Source organism: Streptomyces sp. NPDC041784 (genome assembly GCF_055591025.1).
This window is the reverse complement of the sequence record NZ_JBVJAB010000008.1, coordinates 50,967-71,170: the sequence shown is the minus strand read 5'-3', so window position 1 is coordinate 71,170 and position 20,204 is coordinate 50,967. Positions and strand designations below refer to the sequence as shown.

The window sequence follows — 20,204 nt, the reverse complement described above, 5'->3', positions numbered from 1 at the left end:
CGGCCCAAGAGGAGAGACGTGAGCGGCAAGGGCGCACCGGAACTGTCCGTACGCAATGTGGGTGACCTGCGGGTCGCCGTCATCGCGGCCCAGTGGCACGAGAAGGTGATGGACGGACTGGTCGACGGCGCCCTGCGCGCCCTGCACGACCTGGGCATCGACGAGCCGACCCTGCTGCGGGTCCCCGGCAGCTGGGAGCTGCCGGTCGTCGCCAAGGTGCTGGCCGGCCGGGGCTACGACGCGATCGTCGCCCTGGGCGTCGTCATCCGCGGCGGCACCCCGCACTTCGAGTACGTGTGCCAGGGCGTCACCCAGGGCCTCACCCAGGTCGCCGTCGAGACCGGCGTCCCCGTCGGCAACGGCGTCCTCACCTGCGACACCGAGGAGCAGGCCCTGGACCGGGCCGGTATCGAGGGCTCCAACGAGGACAAGGGACACGAGGCGGTGACAGCGGCCCTGGCGACCGCGGCCATCCTCCGCTCAGTATCTGAACCCTGGAGGTAGGCCGCGGCGCATTGCGGCTAGGGTGGGCAGCACCATGTCCAAGAAGACGTTCGAGGAGCTCTTCACCGAGCTCCAGCAGAAGGCCGCCAACGGCGACCCCGCCACTTCCCGCACCGCAGAACTGGTCGAGAAGGGCGTCCATGCCATCGGCAAGAAGGTCGTCGAAGAGGCCGCAGAGGTCTGGATGGCCGCCGAGTACGAGGGCAAGGAGGCGGCCGCCGAGGAGATCTCGCAGCTGCTGTACCACGTCCAGGTGATGATGGTCGCCCGCGGAATCTCACTGGACGACGTGTACGCCCACCTGTAGAAACCCTTTTCAGCCGCCCACACCCCTTTTCTCACCTTTCACGCGAAGGAAGCCGACCTCATGCTGCGCATCGCCGTCCCCAACAAGGGTTCCCTGTCCGGCCCTGCGGCGGAGATGCTGCATGAGGCCGGCTACCAGCAGCGCCGCGAGTCCAAGGAACTGCGCATCGTCGACCCGGAGAACGAGGTCGAGTTCTTCTACCTCCGCCCCCGCGACATCGCGATCTACGTCTCCTCCGGCCGCCTCGACATCGGCATCACCGGCCGCGACCTGCTGATCGACTCCGGCGCCAACGCCGAGGAGATCCTCCCGCTCGGCTTCGCCCGCTCCACCTTCCGCTTCGCCACCAAGCCCGGCACGGCGACCACCGTCGAGGACCTCAAGGGCCGCACGGTCGCCACCTCCTACGAGGGCATCGTCGCCAAGCACCTCGCCGAGCAGGGCGTCGACGCCTCCGTCGTCCACCTCGACGGCGCCGTCGAGACCGCCATCGAGCTGGGTGTCGCCGAGGTCATCGCCGACGTCGTCGAGACCGGCACCTCGCTGCGCAACGCCGGCCTGGAGGTCTTCGGCGACCCCATCATGAAGTCCGAGGCCATCGTGATCCGCCGCACCGGCGCGGACATCGAGGAGCCGAAGGTCCAGCAGTTCCTGCGCCGCCTCCAGGGCGTCCTGGTCGCCCGGACCTACGTGATGATGGACTACGACTGCCGGGTCGAACAGCTCGAGAAGGCCGTCGCGCTCACCCCGGGCCTGGAGTCCCCGACCGTCTCCCCGCTGCACAACGAGGGATGGGTCGCCGTCCGTGCCATGGTCCCCGCCAAGGAGGCCCAGCGCATCATGGACGACCTGTACGACATCGGCGCCCGGGCCATCCTGACCACGGCCATCCACGCCTGCCGCCTCTGAGAACCCCGGGACCATGTCCGACCTTCCCACCCTTCCCGTCACCTTCCGGCCGGGCCGCACCCGCGCGGTGCTGCTCTCGGCCGGAGTGGTGATCTTCCTCGTCCTCTCCGCCGTCGCCCTGCTGCTGGAGCAGCTCGGACCGGGGGAGAAGCTCAGCTTCGTCCTGACCGGCGCCCTGATCTTCTGGGCGCTTGCCCGGTTCGCCCGGGTCCGGGTCGTCGCCGACGACTCCGGCGTCACCGTGGTGAACATCGCGAGCCGACGGCGCCTGGACTGGGCGGAGATCCTCCGGGTGAACCTCCGTCCGGGCGACGCCTGGGTGTTCCTCGACCTCAGCGACGGCACCAGCCTGCCCGCGCTCGGCATCCAGCCGGGCATCGACAAGAAGCAGGCCATCACCGACGCGCGCACCCTGCGGGCGCTCACCGAGGCCCGCTCGATCCGCGACCCCGAGGCCGCCCCCGAGCCCGATAAGGGCTGACCCGCCGCAAGATCGGGGCTGACTGGGGGACGTCCACCCTGCCGCAGAAGCCCCTGTCTTGATTAATCTGGTGACGGAGGCGTTCCCCTTGTGCCTCCGCCCCTGTTGTGCCCTGCCGGGCGCACGGGGGTTCCTGCTACCCGAGGAGTGACCCTCTCCGGCGATGGACGGTTCGTCCTGTAGTACCTGCGCCGCCCCCTACCCTGCTCAGGCGGCGGCATCATGACCATCCCCCTGCTGCTCCTGGCAGCCGCGTTCCTGCTCATCCTGGCCAACGGCTTCTTCGTGGCCGCCGAGTTCGGCCTCGTCACGGTCGAGCGCCCGGAAGCCGAGAAGGCCGCCGCCGAAGGCGACCGACGAGCCCGTACGGTCGTGGAGTCGCTGAAGGAGCTGTCCTTCCAGCTCTCCGGCACCCAGCTCGGCATCACCATCACCTCCCTCGTCGTCGGCATGCTCGCCGAACCGGCGCTCGCGGAGTTGCTGCACGGCCCGTTCACGGCCGTCGGCATCCCCGAACGGGCCGTGGGCGGTGTCACCGTGGTCGTCGGCATGCTGCTGGCCTCCGCCGTCCAGATGGTGATCGGCGAACTCGTTCCGAAGAACTGGGCGGTGTCCAAGCCGCTCCAGGTCGCACGCTTCGTGGCCGGCCCGCAGCACGCCTTCTCCCGACTGTTCCGGCCGGTCATCGCCGCTCTGAACACCGTCGCCAACCGTCTGGTGCGCGCCCTGGGCGTCGAGCCCACCGAGGAGCTGGCGTCCGCCCGCACGCCCGGTGAACTCGTCTCCCTGGCCCGCCATTCGGCCCAGGCCGGCGCGCTCGAACAGGACACGGCCGATCTCTTCGTCCGGACGCTGTCCCTGGCCGAGCTGACCGCGCAGCACGTCATGACCCCGCGCGTGAAGGTCAGCGCCCTCCAGTCGTCGGCCACCGCCGAGGACGTGGTCAACCTGACCCGTGCCACCGGTCTGTCCCGTTTCCCCGTCTACCGCGAGAAGATCGACGAGATCGTCGGCATGGCCCATCTCAAGGACGCCCTGGCCGTACCCGTCCACGACCGGCTGCGCACCCCCGTCTCCCGCATCGCCCGTCCGGCGCTGCTGGTCCCCGAGACCCTGCCGGTCCAGCCCCTGCTGTCCCGGCTGCGCAGCGAGCAGCCCATCGCCGTCGTCGTCGACGAGTACGGCGGCACCGCCGGGGTGGTCACCCTGGAGGACATCGTCGAGGAGATCGTCGGCGAGGTCCGCGACGAGCACGACGGCCAGGACACACCCGAACTGGCCGCCGCCCCGCCCGAGGAGGGCAGACCCGCCTGGGACGTCGACGGCAGCTGCCGTGTCGACACCCTCCAGCGGATAGGTCTCGACGTGCCCGAGGGCCCCTACGAGACGGTCGCCGGCCTCGTCGCCGACCTGCTCGGCCGGATCCCGGCCGTCGGCGACCGGGCCGAACTGCCCGGCTGGCGGTTGTCCGTGCGCCGGGTAGGCCACTACCGGGCCGAGCGGATCCGGCTGGTACGGACCGGCGCGGTCGTGGAGGTCGCCCGATGAGCCTCCTCCAACTGGTCTTCGCCGCGCTGCTCGTCCTCACCAACGGCTTCTTCGTCGGCGCCGAGTTCGCGCTCGTCTCCGTCCGCCGCAGCCAGATCGAACCCCTGGGCACCGCCCGGGCCCGCCAGGTCCTCTACGGCCTGGAGCGGCTGCCGCAGATGATGGCCGCCGCCCAGTTCGGCATCACCGTCTGCTCCCTCACCCTGGGCGCGGTCGCCGAACCGACGGTGGCGCACCTGCTGGAGCCCCTCTTCGAGTCCATCCACCTCCCGCACGGCATGATCCACCCGCTGGGCTATGTCATCGCGCTCGCCGCCGTGGTCTTCTTCCACCTCGTCATCGGCGAGATGGTCCCGAAGAACCTCGCCATGGCGGCCCCGGAGAAGGCCGCGCTGTGGCTCAGCCCCGGCCTGGTCGCGTTCGCGCGGCTGTGCCGGCCGATCACCGTCGCGCTCGGCGCCTGCGCCGCGGCCATCCTGCGGCTCTTCCACGTCGAGCCCAGGGACGAGGTCGAGGCCGTCGTCACCAGCGAGCAGCTGAACCGGCTGCTGGAGGACTCCGGCCAGGCCGGCCTCCTCGCCCCCGAGGAGCAGGAGCGCCTGGAGGACGCGCTGGAACTGGGCTCGCGCCCGGTGACGGACGTCCTGCTGAAGCGGGAGTCGCTGGTCACCGTCAGTCCCTCGGTCACCCCGGGCGAGATCGTCGAACTCACCGCCCGCACCGGCTACTCCCGGTTCCCGATAGCCGCGGAGAACGGCGCCTTCATGGGCTATCTGCACGTGAAGGACGTCCTCGACGTGGAGGACTCCGAGCGGGCGGTGCCGCAGCAGGTGTGGCGTCCGATGACCACCCTGCGCTCGGAACTCCCGCTGGACGACGCGCTCACGGTGATGCGCCGCGCGGCGACCCATCTGGCCCAGGTCGCGGACGCCTCCGGCAAGGTACTGGGGCTGGTCGCCCTGGAGGACGTGCTGGAGCTGCTGGTCGGCGAGGTACGGGATCCGGCCCACCGGGAGCTCCCGGAGGTCAGGCTCACGGAGCCGAGGGCGACGGGCACTCCGGAACAGGCACTGGCGACCTAGGGGGTGCCGTCGGCGGGGGCGCCGCGGGCGGGTGGCTTCCGCCCGCCCGCGGCCCGCCGGCTCATATCGCCGACGGGTCCTGCGGCCCCCGCCCCGACAGCACCTCGCCGTACGCCTGCATCAGGTCCGGCAGCCGCAAGGTCGACAGATCGTCCCGGGTCAGCGTGCCCGGGTACGTCGACAGCCGAAGGTCCCGGTACGCGCAGCTCTTCTCGTACAGCGTCCGCAGGAACCGCCCGTTGCCCAGCTCGTCGATCCACCCCTGCTCTACGACGTGCCCGGCGATCGAGCGCAGCTCGTCGAGCGCCTCCTCGTCCCACACGTCCCCGTTCTCCGCGGCGAGGACCTCGCCGATGGAGGTGAGCTCCAGCGGCCGGTACGAGGGAAAGTCCACGCGGGTCGTGAAGCGGGACGACAGTCCGGGGTTCGCGGCCAGCAGCCGGTCCATCCCCTCCGGGTATCCGGCCAGGATCACCACCAGGTGGTCCCGGTTGTCCTCGGCGCGCTTCAGCAGCACCTGCAACGCCTCGTCGCCGTACGCGTCGCCCTTGCCGTAGCCGGAGTTGGAGAGGGAGTACGCCTCGTCGACGAAGAGCACACCGCCGAGCGCCGAGTCGATGAGTTCGTTGGCCTTGACCGCCGTCTGGCCGAGGTACTCGCCGACCAGGTCGGCCCGCTGCGCCTCCACCAGATGGTCGCCGCCGAGCAGACCGAGGGCGTAGAAGACGCGGCCCAGGATGCGAGCCACCGTGGTCTTGCCGGTGCCGGAGGGCCCGGAGAACACGAAGTGCCGTTTGGGCGGCTGGACCGGAAGGCCCTGCCCGGCCCGCAGCCGGGCCATGTTCAGCTGTGCCGACAGGGCCTTGACCTGGCGTTTCACCGGTTCCAGACCCACCATGCGCTCCAGTTCCGCGAGCGCCTCCTCGAGTAACACGGGGTCCGTCGGCCCGGCCGGCAGCGGCGAGGGCACCACCTGCTTCTCGCGCACCGCCGGGTCGGTCACCGACGGCAGCGGGCCCACCGGCGGCAGATCGGCCGGCTCCGTCAGCTTCAGGTCCCGGCCCTCGGTGCCGAACAGCGGGTCGAAGCCGTCCGGCCCGTCCACGCTGTCCTGCCCGATCCCGGTGAGCGTGATCGCCGCGAGGTCGGCGGGATCGTCGTACCCGTCGCCCTCGGCGATCGCGGCGAGCCGGGCGGAGGTGTCCATGAACGCGGGGTCGACGCGGTGCACCGCCCGGTACAGGGGCAGGGCGGCCGCCGAGCGGCCGGTGCCCTCGTGGGCCCGGGCCAGCCAGTACCGCAGCTCCTTGCGCTGCGGCTGCTCGCTGCGGCAGCGCATCAGGGCCGCCGACAGCATCGGCTCGGCCTGCCCGTACATCTCCAGCCGGACCCGGGCCATGCCGCCGAACAGGCCGGCCTCGATGCCCAGCAGCGGGTCGTTCAGCAGCGGGTCGGTGTGCCGGACCAGCTGCTCCCAGTCCTTGACCAGGTAGGCCCGGCAGGCGTGCAGGAAGCGGACCTGGTGGTCGGTGTCGACGGGCGGGAGTCCGGCGAGCGCGCGGTCCAGCTCGGGCACATGGCGGCCGTCCAGCCAGTGCGAGGCATGGGCCAGCAGCAGGTCGCGCGGGCTCTCCAGGACCGGCTGCACCCACCAGCCCAGCCAGTACCAGGAGTTGAGCGGACGCCGGTGCCGGGCGCGCTGTTCGCCGAAGCGTTCGCGGTGCCGGAACATCCTCAGCAGCGCGGTCGTCGTGTCCACGCGCAGCGCGTGCAGCCCGAGCCAGCCGTCGGCCATCCCGGGATCGATCCGCACCGCGGTGCGGAACTCCTCCTCCGCCTGTGGATACGCGCCCATGGTGTAGGCGTCCACGCCTCGGAGCCAGGCGAGGTCGGCCGGCGCCTCGGGGCCCCGCGTGCCGAAGTCCATCACGTCCCCCACAAACCGTGCCCCCGTCGGTCGGCCCGCGGGCCGATGCCCGCCGGCTGCCTTGGTCGAACCGCTGTGCCGCGGACCGGAGTTGCAAGGTGCGCGCAGCAGCTGTCGACAGGTCGCACCGAGGGCATCGTACCTGCGGGGGAGTGCCCGCCGAAGGGTGCCGCACAGGCCGTTTGACGAGGTGGGAGCAGTCGGGGCGCGCGGGCGGACGGTGACCGAGGGTGAGCGGATCGGCGCGCGCGGCGTCCGGGAGACGGGCCCGGGGCAGAACGAAGCCCCCGATCACGGGGGAACAACCGGGGGCTTCGCGACTGAGGGCGGCTTCGATTGCCGCACATTGAGAACGTAAGTCCTGTCCGGGCCCCCGGTCAAGCGCAGTTGGAGCACTTGGCGAAGTTCGAGCGTACGGACCTTCACAGGTTCACCACATCGCGGCCGGTCCCTCACGGTGGGTGACATCCGGGTGCGGGTCAGGGTCTCCCACGGGCCCCGGCAGCACCTCGTACCCCTTCTCCAACTGCCGTACCAGAAAGTCGGCGTACGGTTTCGACGGGTCCTCGGCGAAGTGCGCCTCCTCGGCCGGGACCCATCCGTCCCAGAACTCCCGCTGGTCCTCCCCGTCCCGTGAGCGGCCGCGCGCCCAGGCGGTCTCGCGCGGCAGATCCAGCCACAGGAGACACGCCAGATACGGGCGCAGGGCGCGGCGGCCGGCGCCGACGCCCTCGACCAGGACGACGGGGGCCGGGGGCAGCGCCCGGGGCGGGCCGAAGCGGCGCTCGCGCCAGTCGTAGGGGGCGTAGTGCGCGGTCGCTCCGCGGCCCAAGGGCTCGATCACCTCGGTGAGCAGCCGGCGGGTCCAGTCGAACAGCTCGTCGTGGCTGGCGATGTCGTCGAGGCGCAGCACGGGCGCACCGCCGAGGGCCTCGGCCAGCCGTCCGGCGAACGTGGACTTCCCGGAGCCGGCGTGTCCGTCGATCCCGACCAGGCGGACCGGGCCGCAGGACGGGGGGAGACGGCGGAGCCGGGAGGCGAGCTGGTGGATGGCGGGTCCTGGGGGAGGGGCGCGGCGGGGGTTGGGGGAAAAACGGTCGGGGCGGGTGTGCGGCGGGCCAGTCTAGTGCGACACGGCCGGGTCTCCCGGGGCGGAGGTGCTGGCGGGCGGGGACACCCGCGTCCATAGTGGGCGCACAGCCGCACAGCCGCACAGCCGCACAGCCGCACAGCCTCGCACCGGACACCCTGGGGGTCCTCCGCTCATGAGCAGGGCAGAACAGCCGTCCCGCCGAAGGATCCTCACCGCCGCGATCGCCGTGGCCGCCGTGGCCGGCGGCACGGGCGCGGCGGTGGCCGCCGGCACCGGCGACACCGCAGAGACCGTGGGCGCCGGGGGCGCCCCGGCCCGCCCGATCGACCATCGCTCCTGGATCACGTACGCCGACTGGAGCACCGGCACCGCCCGGGGCACCCGGGCCGTCGCGGGCGCCCGGCCGGGTCTGGTCGTGGACGCCCCGCTCGGCACCGTCGACTACGCCGACCCGCACACGAAGACCACCGCCGCCTGGGAGTACGCGACCTGGACGTCCCCCCTGCACCGGCTCGCCGTCCCCGCGACCGAGGCGATCGCCTTCTGGAACGCGAGCACCCCGGCCGGCACCTGGCTCCAGGTCGAGCTGAGGGGCACGTACTCCGACGGCACGGACACCCCCTGGTACGTGATGGGCCGCTGGGCGGCCGGCGACCAGGACATCAAGCGGACCTCCGTCGACGGCCAGACCGACGGCCGCAGCACGGTCTGGACGGACACCCTCGCGGTCGACGACGCCTCGACCGGCCTGCGGCTGGCGGCGTACCGGCTCCGGCTGACCCTCCACCGGCGCCCCGGCACCGGGCTCACCCCGACGGTGTGGCGTACCGGTGTGACGGGCTCGGACGTCCCGGACCGCTTCACCGTCCCCGCCACGGTGCCCGGCCTCGCGCGGGAGCTGGCCGTGCCGCGCTACTCGCAGGAGATCCACAAGGGCCGGTACCCGGAGTACGACAACGGTGGCGAGGCCTGGTGCAGCCCCACCTCCTCGCAGATGATCATCGAGTACTGGGGCGGCCGGCTGACCGCCGCGCAGCTGAAGTGGGTCGACCCGGCCTACACCGACCCGCAGGTGTGCCACGCGGCCCGCCACACGTACGACCACCAGTACGGCGGCTGCGGCAACTGGCCGTTCAACGCGGCCTACGCGGCGACCTTCAAGGATCTCCAGGGCGTGGTGACCCGGCTCGCCTCCCTCACCGATCTGGAGACGCTGATCGCGGCCGGGATCCCCGCCATGACGTCCCAGTCCTTCCTCAAGGAGGAGCTGACCGGCGCGGGGTACGGCACGGCCGGGCACCTGATGACCGTGATCGGCTTCACGGCCGGCGGCGATGTGATCGCCAACGACCCGTACTCGGCCGACGACGCGGCGGTGCGGCGCGTGTACCGGCGGCGGGAGTTCGAGAACGTCTGGCTGCGGACCAAGCGGTACAACGCGAGCGGCACGGTCGTCTCCGGGACCGGCGGGGTCTGCTACCTCTACTTCCCGGCCCGTCCGACGGCCCGGCAGCGCGCGGCGCTGGGGACGGTGGGCGTCCGCGCCTGACGATCACCGAAGGCCTGTGAGCAAGGTCTCGGCCGTAAAGCGCCTGAACGGTGGCAAGGTGGACAGAACGCAGCCCCTCCCCCACCTCAGCGAGACGCCATGACCGCACACGCAGCCGCCACCGCCCGCACCCGCACCGGCGGTCCCCGGGACGACGGTCCGAAGGTCGTCGAGCACCTCATGGGCTGGGTCCTCGTCGCGGTCGTCGCGATGCTGGTGACCCAGCTCGGACTGCTCTGACAGGGGACCGGCCGCTGCCCGCTGCGGTATGACCGATGTGACCTGATCCACGGTTCGACCTGACATACTGACGTCGTCCCGCCGACCGTTGGAGACCAGGTCGAAAGTGAAAATCAGCCAACAGCGCGACGCCGCCCGTCCCCGGGCGCGGGGAACCGAGCGCTCGCTCGCGCGTCGTGCCGAACTCATCGCCATCGGGCGCAGGTTGTTCGCCGACACGTCCTACGACGCGCTCTCGATGGACGACATCGCGCGGCAGGCCCACGTCGCGAAGGGGCTGATCTACTACTACTTCCAGTCCAAGCGCGGCTATTACCTGGCGATCGTCCAGGACTCCGTCGCCGATCTGGTCTCCTTCGCCGCGAGCGGCCTCGAACTTCCCCAGGTGGACCGGGTGCAGCGCACCATCGACGGCTATCTGCGCTACGCCGAGCACAACCAGGCCGCCTTCCGCACGATCGTCAGCGGCGGGGTCGGCTTCGACACCGAGGTGCACGCCATCCGCGACGGGGTGCGCGCGGCGATCGTGGCGACCATCGCCGAGGGCGCCTACGGCCGCGGTGACATCCCGCGGCTGCCCCGGATGGGCCTGCTCGCCTGGGTGTGCAGCGTGGAGGGGGCCACCCTCGACTGGATCGACCGCCCCGAACTCTCCCGCGCGACCATGTGCGACCTGCTGGTGAAGACCCTGGGCGGCACCCTGCGCGCCATCGAGGAGATCGATCCGGTTTTCACGGCTCCGAAGCCGGCCCGCCGGGACGCCTGACAGCTGACGCCCGACATCTGACGCATGACGCCCGACATCTGACGCCTGACCTCCGGCGCCCGAGTGCCGACCCGGCACCGGGGCGGAGGCTCGTGGTCCTCCGCCCCGAATGCCCCATGAGCCGGGCCACTCGATCGCGCGCTACCTGATCGCGTCGATCAGCTCACCGTCCGCGGTGTCCCCGCTCAGCTCCCAGAAGAAGGTCCCGGCCAGTCCCTGGCGGTCCTTGTACCTCATCTTGGTCGCGATGGTCCTCGGGGTGTCGTAACTCCACCACTCCGAACCGCACTTGGCGTAGGCGGTGCCGCCGACCGTGCCGGTCGCCGGGCACCTCTCCTTGAGGACCTTGTAGTCCTCGTTGCCCGCCTCGTACGTGCCCGGCGCGGGTCCCGTGGCCGTGCCGCCCGGCTTCGCCTGGGTGACACCGGTCCAGCCGCGCCCGTAGAAGCCGATGCCGAGCAGCAGCTTGCGCGAGGGGATGCCCAGGCTCTTGAGCTTGGCGATCGTGGTCGCGGTGTCGTTGCCCCGCTGCGGGATGCCGCGGTAGGAGGTCAGCGGCGAGTGCGGTGCGGTGGGGCCGGTGGTCGCCCAGGTGCCGAAGTAGTCGTAGGTCATCGGGTTGTACCAGTCGACGTACCGTGCCGCGCCCGCGTAGTCGGCCGCGTCGATCCGGCCGCCGACGGAGGCGTCCGCGGTGATCGCGGCCGTGACCAGGTCGCGCTTGCCGAACGTGGTGCGCATGGCCTTCATGACGTCCCTGAACGCCTCCCGGCCGCTGGTGTCGCAGGTCAGGCCGCAGGCGTTGGGGTACTCCCAGTCGATGTCGATGCCGTCGAAGACGTCGGCCCACCTGGGGTTCTCGACCAGGTCGTGGCAGGACTCGGCGAACGCGGCCGGGTCCTTGGCCGCCTCGCCGAACCCGCCGGACCAGCTCCAGCCGCCGAAGGACCAGATGACCTTGAGGTTCGGGTGGAGCTTCTTCAGCTTGCGCAGCTGGTTGAAGTTGCCGCTGAGCGGCTGGTCCGCGGTGTCGGCGACGCCGTCCACGGACTCCTGCGCGGTGAACGGCTTGTCCGTGTCGGCCCAGGCGTCACCGAGGGCGCACTTGCCGTCGGTGACGTTGCCGAAGGCGTAGTTGATGTGCGTGAGCCGGTCGGCGGAGCCGGACGTCTCGATGTTCTTGACGAAGTACTGGCGGCCGTAGATGCCCCAGTCGGTGAAGTAGCCCACGACCTTGGAGCGGTTCGTGTGGGCCTCGGTGCGGTCGGGCTCGTTCGCCGTGGCGGTGCCCGCGCCGGCGAGCAGGGCGGCGCCGAGGACGGCGCAGCAACCAGCGGAGAGCAGCGCCCGGAACCGGGTGCGGGGGCGGAACGGGGTGTGCATCGGGTGTCTCCTCGCAGGGGACAGGGAGGCGATCGCACGCCGATCGGCATGAACGCGGGGAGGCGTTGGTCCGAAACGGTAGGAGGACTAGACCAGTTCGGTCAATGGTTCGGACCAATCCGGGCGGAGCCCGGGAGACCGGTCGGGGACCTGTCTGCCCGTGCGGCGCGGGCGTCCCCGGGGCATACTCACAGCGCCAGCCCCTGGTCCGTCAGGGAGGAGAGCGCCGCCATGCCCGACCGTGCGCCGACACCGGTGGACCGTGCCCTGCCCACGGACGAGGCCCGGGAGCTGATGACGCTCGTCCGTGACATCGCCCGGCGCGAGATCGTCCCGGCCGCCGCCGAGGAGGAGGCCGCCGGACGCTTCCCCCGCGCGCTGTTCACCCTCCTGTCGGAAGCGGGCCTGCTGGGTCTGCCGTACGACTCCGCCCACGGCGGCGGCGACCAGCCCTACGAGGTCTACCTCCAGGTCCTCGAGGAACTCGCCGCGGCCCGTCTCACCGTCGGGCTCGGCGTCAGCGTCCACACCCTGGCCGCGTACGCGCTGGCCGCCCACGGCACCGAGGAGCAGCGGGCCGTCCATCTGCCCGCGATCCTCGGCGGCGGGCTGCTCGGTGCGTACTGCCTCTCCGAGCCGTCCTCCGGGTCGGACGCCGCCTCGCTGCGGACCAGGGCGGTGCGGGACGGCGAGGACTGGGTGATCAGCGGCACCAAGGCCTGGATCACCCACGGCGGGATCGCCGACTTCTACACCGTCCTGGCGCGCACCGGCGGCGAAGGGCCGCGCGGGATCACCGCCTTCCTGGTGCCGGGCGACGCCGAGGGGCTCTCCGCCGCGCCGCCGGAGCGGAAGATGGGTCTGAAGGGCTCGCCCACCGCTCAGGTCCACCTCGACGGCGTACGGGTCCCCGACGCGCGCCGCCTCGGCGACGAGGGGCAGGGCTTCGCCATCGCCCTGGCCGCGCTGGACTCCGGACGGCTCGGCATCGCCGCCTGCGCGGTGGGCCTCGCCCAGGCCGCCCTCGACGAGGCGGTCGCGTACGCGGTGCGGCGACGGCAGTTCGGGCGGCCCCTCGCGGACTTCCAGGGGCTGCGATTCCTGCTCGCCGACATGGCGACCCGGATCGAGTCGGGCCGCGCCCTGTACCTGGCGGCGGCGCGGCTGCGGGACACCGGCCGGCCCTTCGTCCGGCAGGCCGCCATGGCCAAACTCCACTGCACCGACGCCGCGATGCAGGTCACCATCGACGCCGTCCAGGTGCTCGGCGGGTACGGCTACACCGCCGACTTCCCCGTCGAGCGCTATCTGCGCGAGGCCAAGGTCCTGCAGATCGTCGAGGGTACGAACCAGATCCAACGGATGGTCATCGCCCGTCACCTAGTGGGTCCGGAGAGCCGCTGAACTGCCCCGGCCGCACCTGCGGCGCCGCGAGCCGCACCCACTCCGGGTCGTGGCGTCCCGGCAGCGTACGGCCCCGCTCGGCCCAGGTGTGCAGCAGGGCGCGGTAGATGGGCGGGTCCTGCGGCACCGGTGGGGCCGGCGGAGCCAGCGGAACCGATTCTGCGCGCGGCGCCTCCCGGTGCACGGGGACGAAGAGCTGCCGGTGCCGTGCCGCCGTCGCGGTGTACGTGAGGGTCATACCGGGGCAAACGCGGGGGCGCCGCCGCAGGTCACGGCTCGGGTCGTCGGGAGTGCGTTCGGGGTGCGCCCGGTGTGGGGCCCGGCGCGACGCCGACGGGGCAGCGGCGGCTCGGCCGGCCGGGCCCGGACCGGCTTCGGCCGGCCGCGCATCTGGTCGCCCGCGAGCGACTGACGTACCGTCAAATTCCTTGCTCCCACGGAGGTGTGCCCGTGGTCGACGACCGTCCCGTGCCGCTCGACGAGTACCCCGTCCACCAGGTGCCCCTGTCGATGAAGCACGTCGCGACCGGGGACCGCAACGCCTACGACCGCTGCATCTTCCACGTCCTCGACCACGAGGGGCGCGCCCTGCTGATCGCCGGTCTCGGGGTCTACCCCAACCTCGGTGTGATCGACGCGTACGCCACCCTCCGCCTCGGCGACACCCTGTACGCCGTGCGCGCCTCCGACGCCCTCGGCGACGACCGGACGCGCCTGGAGGTCGGCCCCCTGCGCATCCGGGTCGAGCGCCCGCTGCGGGACTTCGTCCTGAGCTGCGCGGCGGACCCGGACGACCCGGACGGGCTGTCGTACGAGATCCACTGGTCGGCGGACTTCCCGGCGCTGTGGGAGCCGCACCACCAGCAGCGGCGCGGCGGGCGGCTCACGCTGGAGGGGAAGCGGTTCGTGCAGGCCGGCCGGTGCGTGGGGCGGATGCGGGCGGGCGGGCGGGAGATCCGGCTGACGGCGGGCGCCTGGACCGGGACCCGGGACCGCAGTTGGGGCGTGCGCCCGGTGCCCGGCGAGGAGGGCGGGCGGCTGGCGCAGGACCATCCGACCGAGGGGTTCCACTGGATCTGGTGCCCGGTCCGCTTCGAAGACCGCTTCCTGATGGTCGTCGTCCAGGAGGACGCGGACGGCCACCGCTCCCTGAACGACGCCACCCTCGTCCGCCCGGGCCGCCGTGACCGCCAACTCGGCTGGCCGCAGGCCGAGATCGGCTACCGGCCCGGCACCCGCCACCCCGAGCGCGCCCTGATCCACCTCGGGGACGTCCGCAAGCCCCTGGAGCTGACGGCGGAGATCCTCACCTCCTCCCCGCTCGCGATCGGCGCCGGCTGTCCGCCGGCCGACGACTGGCAGCACGGCACCTGGCAGGGCCCCGGCTGGACCGACCGCCGCACCTACGACCTGACGGCACCTCACCCCCGGGCCGCCTGCGGGGTGACCGATCACGCGGCCCGCTTCCGGATGGACGGCCAGACCGGCTACGGCATCTTCGAGCACGGCTCGTTCGGCCGCCACGACCCGAGCGGCTTCACCGGCTTCGACTCGGTCGCACCCTAGGGAGGCGAGGGCATGGCGACGACACCGCGTCCCCGCGCCACCACCCGGGACCTCGAGGAGCTGACCCGCCGGCTGAGCGTCTGGCTCGCCGCGCGGCTGCCGGGCGCCGAGGCGACCGGCGTGACCGTCCCCGCCTCCAACGGCATGTCCAGCGAGACCCTGCTCTTCGGCCTCGAGCACCCCCGACCGCCGGTGCGCGCCTGCGCGTTGAGGCCGGCGGCGGATCCGGCGGCGTACACCGTGTTCCCCGTCTACGACATGGTCCGGCAGTACCGCACCATGCACCTGGTCGCCGAGCGGACGGACCTCCCGGTGCCGAAGGCGCTCTGGCTGGAGGAGGACCCCGGCCCGCTCGGCGCGCCGTTCTTCGTGAGGGAACGGGCCGAGGGCAGGGTTCCGCCCGACGTGATGCCGTACACCTACGAGGGGAACTGGCTGCACGCCGCGGGCGACGCGCAGCGGGAGCGGCTGGAGGCCGCCACGATCGGGCTGCTGGCCCGGCTGCACGACCAAGTACCCCCGCACGAGGCCGAGTTCCTCGACCCACCGGGCGACGGGGACGCGCTGCGCCGCCATGTCACGGCCCAACGTGCCTTCCCCCACTCTCGGCTTCCCTCGAGCGGGAGGGGTCCCCATCGACTGGGTGGTGGCCGGACTCGCCCCCTCACCGCTGATCGAGGCGGCCTTCGACCGGCTGGCGCAGCTGTGGCCGGACGACCCGGGCGCACCCGTGCTGAACTGGGGCGACGCCCGGATCGGCAATGTCGTCCACGACGGCTTCGAGCCCGCCGCCGTACTGGACTGGGAGATGGCGGCACTCGCCCCGCGCGAGGTCGACCTCGGCTGGACGATCTATCTGCACCGCTTCTTCCAGGACCTGACCGTAGCCTCCGGACAGCGCGGACTGCCGGACTTCCTGCGCCGCGACCGGGTGGAGGCGCGCTACGCGGACCTCACCGGTCACACCCCACGGAACATGGAGTTCCACACCCTGTACGCGGCGCTCCGGCACGCGATGGTGATGCTGCGGATCGCCTACCGCCAGGCGTACTTCGGTGAAGTGGCCGTCCCGGCGGATCCGGACACACTGATCCTGCACCACGGCAGCCTGCGGGCCATGGTGCAGGGCAGCTACTGGGACTGAGCGAGCCGGCTCAGGCGGCGTGGCGGCGCATCGCCGGCACGCGCATCGGGCGCGAGCCCGGGCCGCCGACGTGCGAGAAGGGCTGGGTGCGCCAGTCGAGCCCCTGAGGGAGCGTCAGCAGCAGCGCGGTGTCCTGCTCCTGGGGCGTGAAGGACTCGTCGGCGGGCCGGGCCTCGGCCGCCGTGCGCCCGGTGCCGGCGCAGACCGTGAGCCCGAACGGGTTCCACGGCGAGGCGCACAGTGCGTGCTCCGGCAGGATCTCCTCGTCGGCCAGCAGTGCGATGGGCTGCGCGCAGTCCGGGCAGATCACCCGGTACATCTCGAAGGTGTCGTACGTGTCGAGTTCGTCGCCGTCATAGGTCTCGGCGAAGTCGGGTTCGACGCCCTCCGGCTCGGACTCGACCACGGACATGAGCCGCTTGGGCGCGGTGCGACCAGGGCGCTTCAGACTCTGCATGGGATTCTCCCCCTCGGGCTGGGCCGTTCAGGCACTGCGGCCTCGACCACAGCAAGCACTTCCCAACCCGTCTCGGCGGTAATCACGAGGACATCACGAAGCCCCGACGAAGTCTGTGGCCTTCGTCACATGCCAATCGCAGGTGCCTCGTGCGCGGCTGAACCGCTCAGGCCGCGCACGGACGACTCCCGGCCACATCACGAACCGGGTATGACCTGCGCTGCATAGGTATACGCGGAGATCAGACGCACTGTAGGTTCTTCCGTCATGGAGGAGCTGGACCGACAAATCGTGCAGCTGCTCGTCAAGGACGGGCGGATGAGTTACACCGATCTGGGCAAGGCCACGGGCCTGTCCACGTCGGCCGTGCACCAGCGGGTGCGCCGGCTGGAACAGCGCGGCGTCATCCGGGGGTACGCGGCCGTCGTCGACCCGGAGGCCGTCGGGCTGCCCCTGACCGCCTTCATCTCGGTGAAACCGTTCGACCCCAGCGCTCCCGACGACATCGCCGACCGCCTCGCCGGGGTGCCCGAGATCGAGGCCTGCCACAGCGTCGCGGGCGACGAGAACTACATCCTCAAAGTGCGGGTGGCCACCCCGCACGAACTGGAGGAGCTGCTGGGGCGGCTGCGGGCCCTCGCGGGCGTCTCGACACGGACGACGGTCGTCCTGTCGACACCGTACGAGGCTCGGCCGCCGCGTATCTGAGGGCGGTCCGTGCGCCCGGCGGCCGCGGAGCGGAGGGGGTCCGTGCGCCGGGCCCCGCGATCGGAGGGGCCCGTGTGCCGGGCGGCTCCGGTGAGGCGCGAGACTGTTCCCCATGAGTGAGCGCACCCCCGAGCCGAAGACCGTCCTGCTCCGCCGCGGAGAGGTCCACAGTCCCGCCGACCCGTTCGCGACCGCGATGGTCGTCGAGCGCGGTCAGGTCGCCTGGGTCGGCTCGGAGGGCGCCGCCGACGCCTTCGCGGACGGCGTCGACGAGGTGGTCGACCTCGACGGCGCCCTCGTCACCCCGGCCTTCACCGACGCCCATGTGCACACCACGTCCACGGGCCTCGCGCTGACCGGCCTCGACCTCTCGACCGCTCCCTCCCTGGAGGCGGCCCTCGCCCTGGTCCGGGACTTCGCCGCCGCCCGGCCGCAGGACAAGGTCCTGCTCGGGCACGGCTGGGACGCCTCCCGCTGGCCCGGCGGCCGTCCGCCGACCCGCGCCGAACTCGACGTGGCCACCGGCGGCCGTCCCCTCTATCTGTCCCGGATCGATGTGCACTCGGCGGTCGTCTCCACGGCCCTGCTGGAGCTGACGCCCGCCCTCGGCGCACCCGACGGGCCGCTCACCGCCGACGCCCACCACACCGTCCGCGCCGCCGCGTTCGCGGCCGTGACGCCGGCCCAGCGCACCGAGGCCCAGCGCGTCGCCCTCGCGCACGCCGCCTCCCTCGGTATCGGCAGCGTCCACGAGTGCGCCGGCCCCGAGATCTCCTCCGAGGACGACTTCACGGACCTGCTGCGGCTCGCCGCCGAGGAGACGGGACCGCGGGTCGTCGGCTACTGGGCCGAGCAGGCCGCGGAAGGCGTGGCGAAGGCGCGGGAGCTGGGCGCGCTCGGGGCCGCCGGTGATCTGTTCGTCGACGGCGCCCTCGGCTCCCACACCGCCTGTCTGCACGCCCCGTACACCGACGCGGCCCACACCGGCACCGCCTACCTGACCGCCGCCGACGTGGCCGCGCACGTGCTGGCCTGCACCGAGGCCGGGCTCCAGGCCGGCTTCCACGCCATCGGCGACGCCGCTGTGACCGCCGTCGTCGAGGGTGTGCGCGCCGCCGCCGAGAAGGTCGGCCTCGCCCGCGTCCGCGCCGCCCGCCACCGGGTCGAGCACGCCGAGATGCTCACCCCGGGGACGATCGCCGCCTTCGCCGAACTCGGGCTGACCGCCTCCGTCCAGCCCGCCTTCGACGCCCTGTGGGGCGGCGCGGACGGCATGTACGCCCAGCGTCTGGGCGCCGAGCGGGCCCGCACTCTGAACCCCTTCGCGGCCCTGCTGCGGGCGGGTGTGCCGCTGGCCTTCGGCTCCGACAGCCCCGTCACCCCCCTCGACCCCTGGGGCACGGTCCGGGCCGCCGCCTTCCACCGCACCCCCGACCACCGCGTCTCCGTCCGCGCCGCCTTCACCGCCCACACCCGCGGCGGCTGGCGGGCGATCGGCCGCGACGACGCCGGCGTCCTGGTCCCGGGCGCGCCCGCCGACTACGCGGTCTGGCGGACCGAGGAGCTGATCGTCCAGGCCCCCGACGACCGGGTCGCCCGCTGGTCCACCGACCCCCGCTCCGGCACCCCCGGCCTGCCCGACCTCACCCCCGGCCGGGACCTGCCGCTGTGTCTGCGCACGGTGGTCGGCGGACGGACCGTGTACGTACGGCCGGGTGAGTGATCCCGGGACGCCGGGCCCGGAAGATCACCCGTCCGCGCATCGTCGTACGGCCCGGATCACCTCCCCGCTGACCTGGGCATTGTCCGAAGAGCCGCAGGTCGAACGGCTGTTGACAGCCGATGGCCGGGGGCCGGTAGGTTCGGCCGGGTCCACCATCGGACGCCCCGCCGCGTAACGTCCGCGCACTCGCCGCGGCGCCGCTGGGTCAGGGACGGTGTGCCGCACCGGGGCACCGCCACTGGCAGCCAGGCTCAGCGCCAGCGCCGCAGCGAGGGAACGTTCCGTCCGGCCGGGGAGGTGTGACCCGGGTGGGGCCCGGGCGCTCAGTAGACAACGGCTTTCGGTCGACCCGCAGCCAGCGGGCCCCAGGTCGGCCCGAAGAGCGCCGGGCCCCCCGCCGCGGCGGGCTTGGCACGCGTCCGTGCGGGGTACGTGCGTACATACAAGCCCAAAACGACAGTCTTACCCCGCTTTTAGGGAATCGACACCACCATACGAACGTCCTGTTCGCGTCACCGCAGGCGGCGGCCACTATGGTGGTCCCCTGCGTACGGACACGAAGGGGCAGCAGTGAACGACGGCGACGGGACCCTCGCGGCACAGGACCGGGGGAGGCAGTTCGGCCCGCTCGGCACCGCCTTGGTGATCATTCCGACCTACAACGAGGCGGGGAACATCAAGGGCATCGTCGGCCGGGTGCGCAAGGCCGTCCCCGAGGCCCATGTCCTCGTGGCCGACGACAACAGCCCCGACGGCACCGGCAAGCTCGCCGACGAACTGGCCGCCGACGACGACCAGGTCCAGGTCCTGCACCGCAAGGGCAAGGAGGGCCTCGGCGCCGCCTACCTGGCCGGCTTCCGCTGGGGCCTGGAGAACGGCTTCGGCGTGCTCATCGAGATGGACGCCGACGGCTCCCACCAGCCCGAGGAACTGCCCCGGCTGCTCACCGCGCTCAAGGGCGCCGACCTGGTCCTGGGCTCCCGGTGGGTGCCGGGCGGCCGCGTGGTGAACTGGCCCAAATCCCGCGAGGTCATCTCCCGCGGCGGCAGCCTCTACTCCCGGCTCGCCCTCGACCTGCCGCTGCGCGACATCACCGGCGGCTACCGGGCCTTCCGCCGCGAGACCCTGGAGGGCCTCGGTCTCGACGAGGTCGCCTCCCAGGGCTACTGCTTCCAGGTCGACCTGGCCCGCCGCGCCGTCAAGGCCGGCTACCACGTCGTCGAGGTTCCGATCACCTTCGTCGAGCGCGAGCTCGGCGACTCCAAGATGAGCCGCGACATCCTCGTCGAGGCGCTGTGGAGGGTCACTGCGTGGGGCGTGGGGGAGCGGGTCGGCAAGATCACGGGGCGGAACGAGCCGCCGCAGAAGTAGCGGGCCGCCGCGGAAGTGGCGAGTCGCCGCGGAAGTGGCGAG

19 protein-coding genes and 1 pseudogene are annotated in these 20,204 nt (G+C 72.4%); 15 read left to right on the top strand and 5 right to left on the bottom strand.

All coding sequences use genetic code 11. The features are described 5' to 3' along the window. Positions 1–18: 18 nt before the first annotated feature. The 6 genes from ribH (at position 19) to ACZ6D7_RS18890 (ending at position 4,831) form a co-directional block, all read left to right on the top strand. The gene (ribH, locus tag ACZ6D7_RS18915; RefSeq protein ID WP_469491674.1) at positions 19–504 is read left to right on the top strand and encodes a 6,7-dimethyl-8-ribityllumazine synthase; all 486 of its coding nucleotides are present in this window, start codon (positions 19–21) and stop codon (positions 502–504) included. 34 nt (positions 505–538) lie between these two features. Beyond that, positions 539–811 carry a phosphoribosyl-ATP diphosphatase gene (locus ACZ6D7_RS18910; RefSeq protein WP_161310382.1) on the top strand — a complete coding sequence of 91 codons (273 nt, stop codon included), beginning with the start codon at positions 539–541 and terminating at the stop codon, positions 809–811. A gap of 60 nt (positions 812–871) precedes the next feature. Beyond that, positions 872–1,720 (top strand): ATP phosphoribosyltransferase, encoded by an 849-nt coding sequence (gene hisG / locus ACZ6D7_RS18905; RefSeq protein ID WP_469491672.1) that lies wholly within the window; start codon positions 872–874, stop codon positions 1,718–1,720. Between the two features lie 13 nt (positions 1,721–1,733). After that, positions 1,734–2,201, top strand: coding sequence for a PH domain-containing protein (locus ACZ6D7_RS18900; RefSeq protein ID WP_469491670.1), 468 nt, complete (start codon positions 1,734–1,736; stop codon positions 2,199–2,201). Between the two features lie 222 nt (positions 2,202–2,423). Continuing rightward, positions 2,424–3,749 carry a hemolysin family protein gene (locus tag ACZ6D7_RS18895; protein ID WP_469491668.1) on the top strand — a complete coding sequence of 442 codons (1,326 nt, stop codon included), beginning with the start codon at positions 2,424–2,426 and terminating at the stop codon, positions 3,747–3,749. After that, a complete protein-coding gene (locus tag ACZ6D7_RS18890) occupies positions 3,746–4,831 on the top strand; it encodes a hemolysin family protein (protein ID WP_469491666.1) in 1,086 nt (361 codons plus the stop codon). The genes ACZ6D7_RS18895 and ACZ6D7_RS18890 overlap by 4 nt, the downstream gene beginning before the upstream one ends. 61 nt (positions 4,832–4,892) lie before the next feature. Here ACZ6D7_RS18890 and ACZ6D7_RS18885 read toward each other — a convergent pair whose 3' ends face one another. Both ACZ6D7_RS18885 and ACZ6D7_RS18880 read right to left on the bottom strand, forming a co-directional pair. Beyond that, positions 4,893–6,758 carry an AAA family ATPase gene (locus tag ACZ6D7_RS18885; protein ID WP_469491664.1) on the bottom strand — a complete coding sequence of 622 codons (1,866 nt, stop codon included), beginning with the start codon at positions 6,756–6,758 and terminating at the stop codon, positions 4,893–4,895. Between the two features lie 430 nt (positions 6,759–7,188). After that, positions 7,189–7,809, bottom strand: a complete 621-nt coding sequence (locus ACZ6D7_RS18880; RefSeq protein WP_469492201.1) for a uridine kinase family protein — start codon at positions 7,807–7,809, stop codon at positions 7,189–7,191. Positions 7,810–8,023: 214 nt separating this feature from the next. Between ACZ6D7_RS18880 and ACZ6D7_RS18875 the strand changes: the two genes are divergently transcribed. From ACZ6D7_RS18875 to ACZ6D7_RS18865, 3 genes are all read left to right on the top strand, one after another. After that, positions 8,024–9,400 (top strand): peptidase C39 family protein, encoded by a 1,377-nt coding sequence (locus ACZ6D7_RS18875; RefSeq protein WP_469491663.1) that lies wholly within the window; start codon positions 8,024–8,026, stop codon positions 9,398–9,400. A 99-nt stretch (positions 9,401–9,499) separates the two neighbouring features. After that, a complete protein-coding gene (locus tag ACZ6D7_RS18870) occupies positions 9,500–9,640 on the top strand; it encodes an SCO1431 family membrane protein (RefSeq protein WP_469491661.1) in 141 nt (46 codons plus the stop codon). Between the two features lie 106 nt (positions 9,641–9,746). Next, positions 9,747–10,406: a TetR/AcrR family transcriptional regulator gene (locus ACZ6D7_RS18865; RefSeq protein ID WP_469491659.1), complete on the top strand. Its 660-nt coding sequence runs from the start codon at positions 9,747–9,749 to the stop codon at positions 10,404–10,406. Between the two features lie 141 nt (positions 10,407–10,547). Here ACZ6D7_RS18865 and ACZ6D7_RS18860 read toward each other — a convergent pair whose 3' ends face one another. After that, positions 10,548–11,789, bottom strand: a complete 1,242-nt coding sequence (locus ACZ6D7_RS18860) for a glycoside hydrolase family 18 protein (RefSeq protein ID WP_469491657.1) — start codon at positions 11,787–11,789, stop codon at positions 10,548–10,550. 231 nt (positions 11,790–12,020) lie between these two features. Between ACZ6D7_RS18860 and ACZ6D7_RS18855 the strand changes: the two genes are divergently transcribed. After that, positions 12,021–13,193, top strand: coding sequence for an acyl-CoA dehydrogenase family protein (locus ACZ6D7_RS18855; RefSeq protein WP_469491655.1), 1,173 nt, complete (start codon positions 12,021–12,023; stop codon positions 13,191–13,193). On the opposite strand, the gene ACZ6D7_RS18850 is transcribed toward ACZ6D7_RS18855, so the two are convergent. After that, complete coding sequence (locus ACZ6D7_RS18850; RefSeq protein ID WP_469491653.1) at positions 13,156–13,431, bottom strand: hypothetical protein; 276 nt, start codon at positions 13,429–13,431, stop codon at positions 13,156–13,158. The genes ACZ6D7_RS18855 and ACZ6D7_RS18850 overlap by 38 nt on opposite strands. A 212-nt stretch (positions 13,432–13,643) precedes the next feature. On the opposite strand from ACZ6D7_RS18850, the gene ACZ6D7_RS18845 reads away from it, so the two are divergent. Both ACZ6D7_RS18845 and ACZ6D7_RS18840 read left to right on the top strand, forming a co-directional pair. After that, a complete protein-coding gene (locus ACZ6D7_RS18845; RefSeq protein WP_469491651.1) occupies positions 13,644–14,759 on the top strand; it encodes an Rv3169 family protein in 1,116 nt (371 codons plus the stop codon). 12 nt (positions 14,760–14,771) lie between these two features. Then, positions 14,772–15,903: pseudogene (locus ACZ6D7_RS18840) on the top strand (phosphotransferase family protein). A gap of 10 nt (positions 15,904–15,913) precedes the next feature. On the opposite strand, the gene ACZ6D7_RS18835 reads toward ACZ6D7_RS18840, so the two are convergent. Then, complete coding sequence (locus tag ACZ6D7_RS18835; RefSeq protein ID WP_469491649.1) at positions 15,914–16,360, bottom strand: hypothetical protein; 447 nt, start codon at positions 16,358–16,360, stop codon at positions 15,914–15,916. A 267-nt stretch (positions 16,361–16,627) separates the two neighbouring features. On the opposite strand from ACZ6D7_RS18835, the gene ACZ6D7_RS18830 reads away from it, so the two are divergent. The 3 genes from ACZ6D7_RS18830 (at position 16,628) to ACZ6D7_RS18820 (ending at position 20,162) form a co-directional block, all read left to right on the top strand. Next, complete coding sequence (locus ACZ6D7_RS18830; RefSeq protein ID WP_189936412.1) at positions 16,628–17,068, top strand: Lrp/AsnC family transcriptional regulator; 441 nt, start codon at positions 16,628–16,630, stop codon at positions 17,066–17,068. Positions 17,069–17,180: 112 nt separating this feature from the next. After that, positions 17,181–18,791: an amidohydrolase gene (locus tag ACZ6D7_RS18825; RefSeq protein ID WP_469491646.1), complete on the top strand. Its 1,611-nt coding sequence runs from the start codon at positions 17,181–17,183 to the stop codon at positions 18,789–18,791. A gap of 570 nt (positions 18,792–19,361) precedes the next feature. Next, positions 19,362–20,162 carry a polyprenol monophosphomannose synthase gene (locus tag ACZ6D7_RS18820; RefSeq protein ID WP_469491645.1) on the top strand — a complete coding sequence of 267 codons (801 nt, stop codon included), beginning with the start codon at positions 19,362–19,364 and terminating at the stop codon, positions 20,160–20,162. The last annotated feature ends 42 nt before the right edge of the window (positions 20,163–20,204 follow it).

Bases quoted from the DNA above. Each gene is read 5' to 3' on its own strand.
- ACZ6D7_RS18910 (WP_161310382.1), top strand. From the start codon at position 539: ATGTCCAAGAAGACGTTCGAGGAGCTCTTCACCGAGCTCCAGCAGAAG.
- hisG (WP_469491672.1), top strand. From the start codon at position 872: ATGCTGCGCATCGCCGTCCCCAACAAGGGTTCCCTGTCCGGCCCTGCG.
- ACZ6D7_RS18900 (WP_469491670.1), top strand. From the start codon at position 1,734: ATGTCCGACCTTCCCACCCTTCCCGTCACCTTCCGGCCGGGCCGCACC.
- ACZ6D7_RS18895 (WP_469491668.1), top strand. From the start codon at position 2,424: ATGACCATCCCCCTGCTGCTCCTGGCAGCCGCGTTCCTGCTCATCCTG.
- ACZ6D7_RS18890 (WP_469491666.1), top strand. From the start codon at position 3,746: ATGAGCCTCCTCCAACTGGTCTTCGCCGCGCTGCTCGTCCTCACCAAC.
- ACZ6D7_RS18885 (WP_469491664.1), bottom strand. From the start codon at position 6,758: ATGGACTTCGGCACGCGGGGCCCCGAGGCGCCGGCCGACCTCGCCTGG.
- ACZ6D7_RS18875 (WP_469491663.1), top strand. From the start codon at position 8,024: ATGAGCAGGGCAGAACAGCCGTCCCGCCGAAGGATCCTCACCGCCGCG.
- ACZ6D7_RS18870 (WP_469491661.1), top strand. From the start codon at position 9,500: ATGACCGCACACGCAGCCGCCACCGCCCGCACCCGCACCGGCGGTCCC.
- ACZ6D7_RS18860 (WP_469491657.1), bottom strand. From the start codon at position 11,789: ATGCACACCCCGTTCCGCCCCCGCACCCGGTTCCGGGCGCTGCTCTCC.
- ACZ6D7_RS18855 (WP_469491655.1), top strand. From the start codon at position 12,021: ATGCCCGACCGTGCGCCGACACCGGTGGACCGTGCCCTGCCCACGGAC.
- ACZ6D7_RS18850 (WP_469491653.1), bottom strand. From the start codon at position 13,431: ATGACCCTCACGTACACCGCGACGGCGGCACGGCACCGGCAGCTCTTC.
- ACZ6D7_RS18835 (WP_469491649.1), bottom strand. From the start codon at position 16,360: ATGCAGAGTCTGAAGCGCCCTGGTCGCACCGCGCCCAAGCGGCTCATG.
- ACZ6D7_RS18830 (WP_189936412.1), top strand. From the start codon at position 16,628: ATGGAGGAGCTGGACCGACAAATCGTGCAGCTGCTCGTCAAGGACGGG.
- ACZ6D7_RS18825 (WP_469491646.1), top strand. From the start codon at position 17,181: ATGAGTGAGCGCACCCCCGAGCCGAAGACCGTCCTGCTCCGCCGCGGA.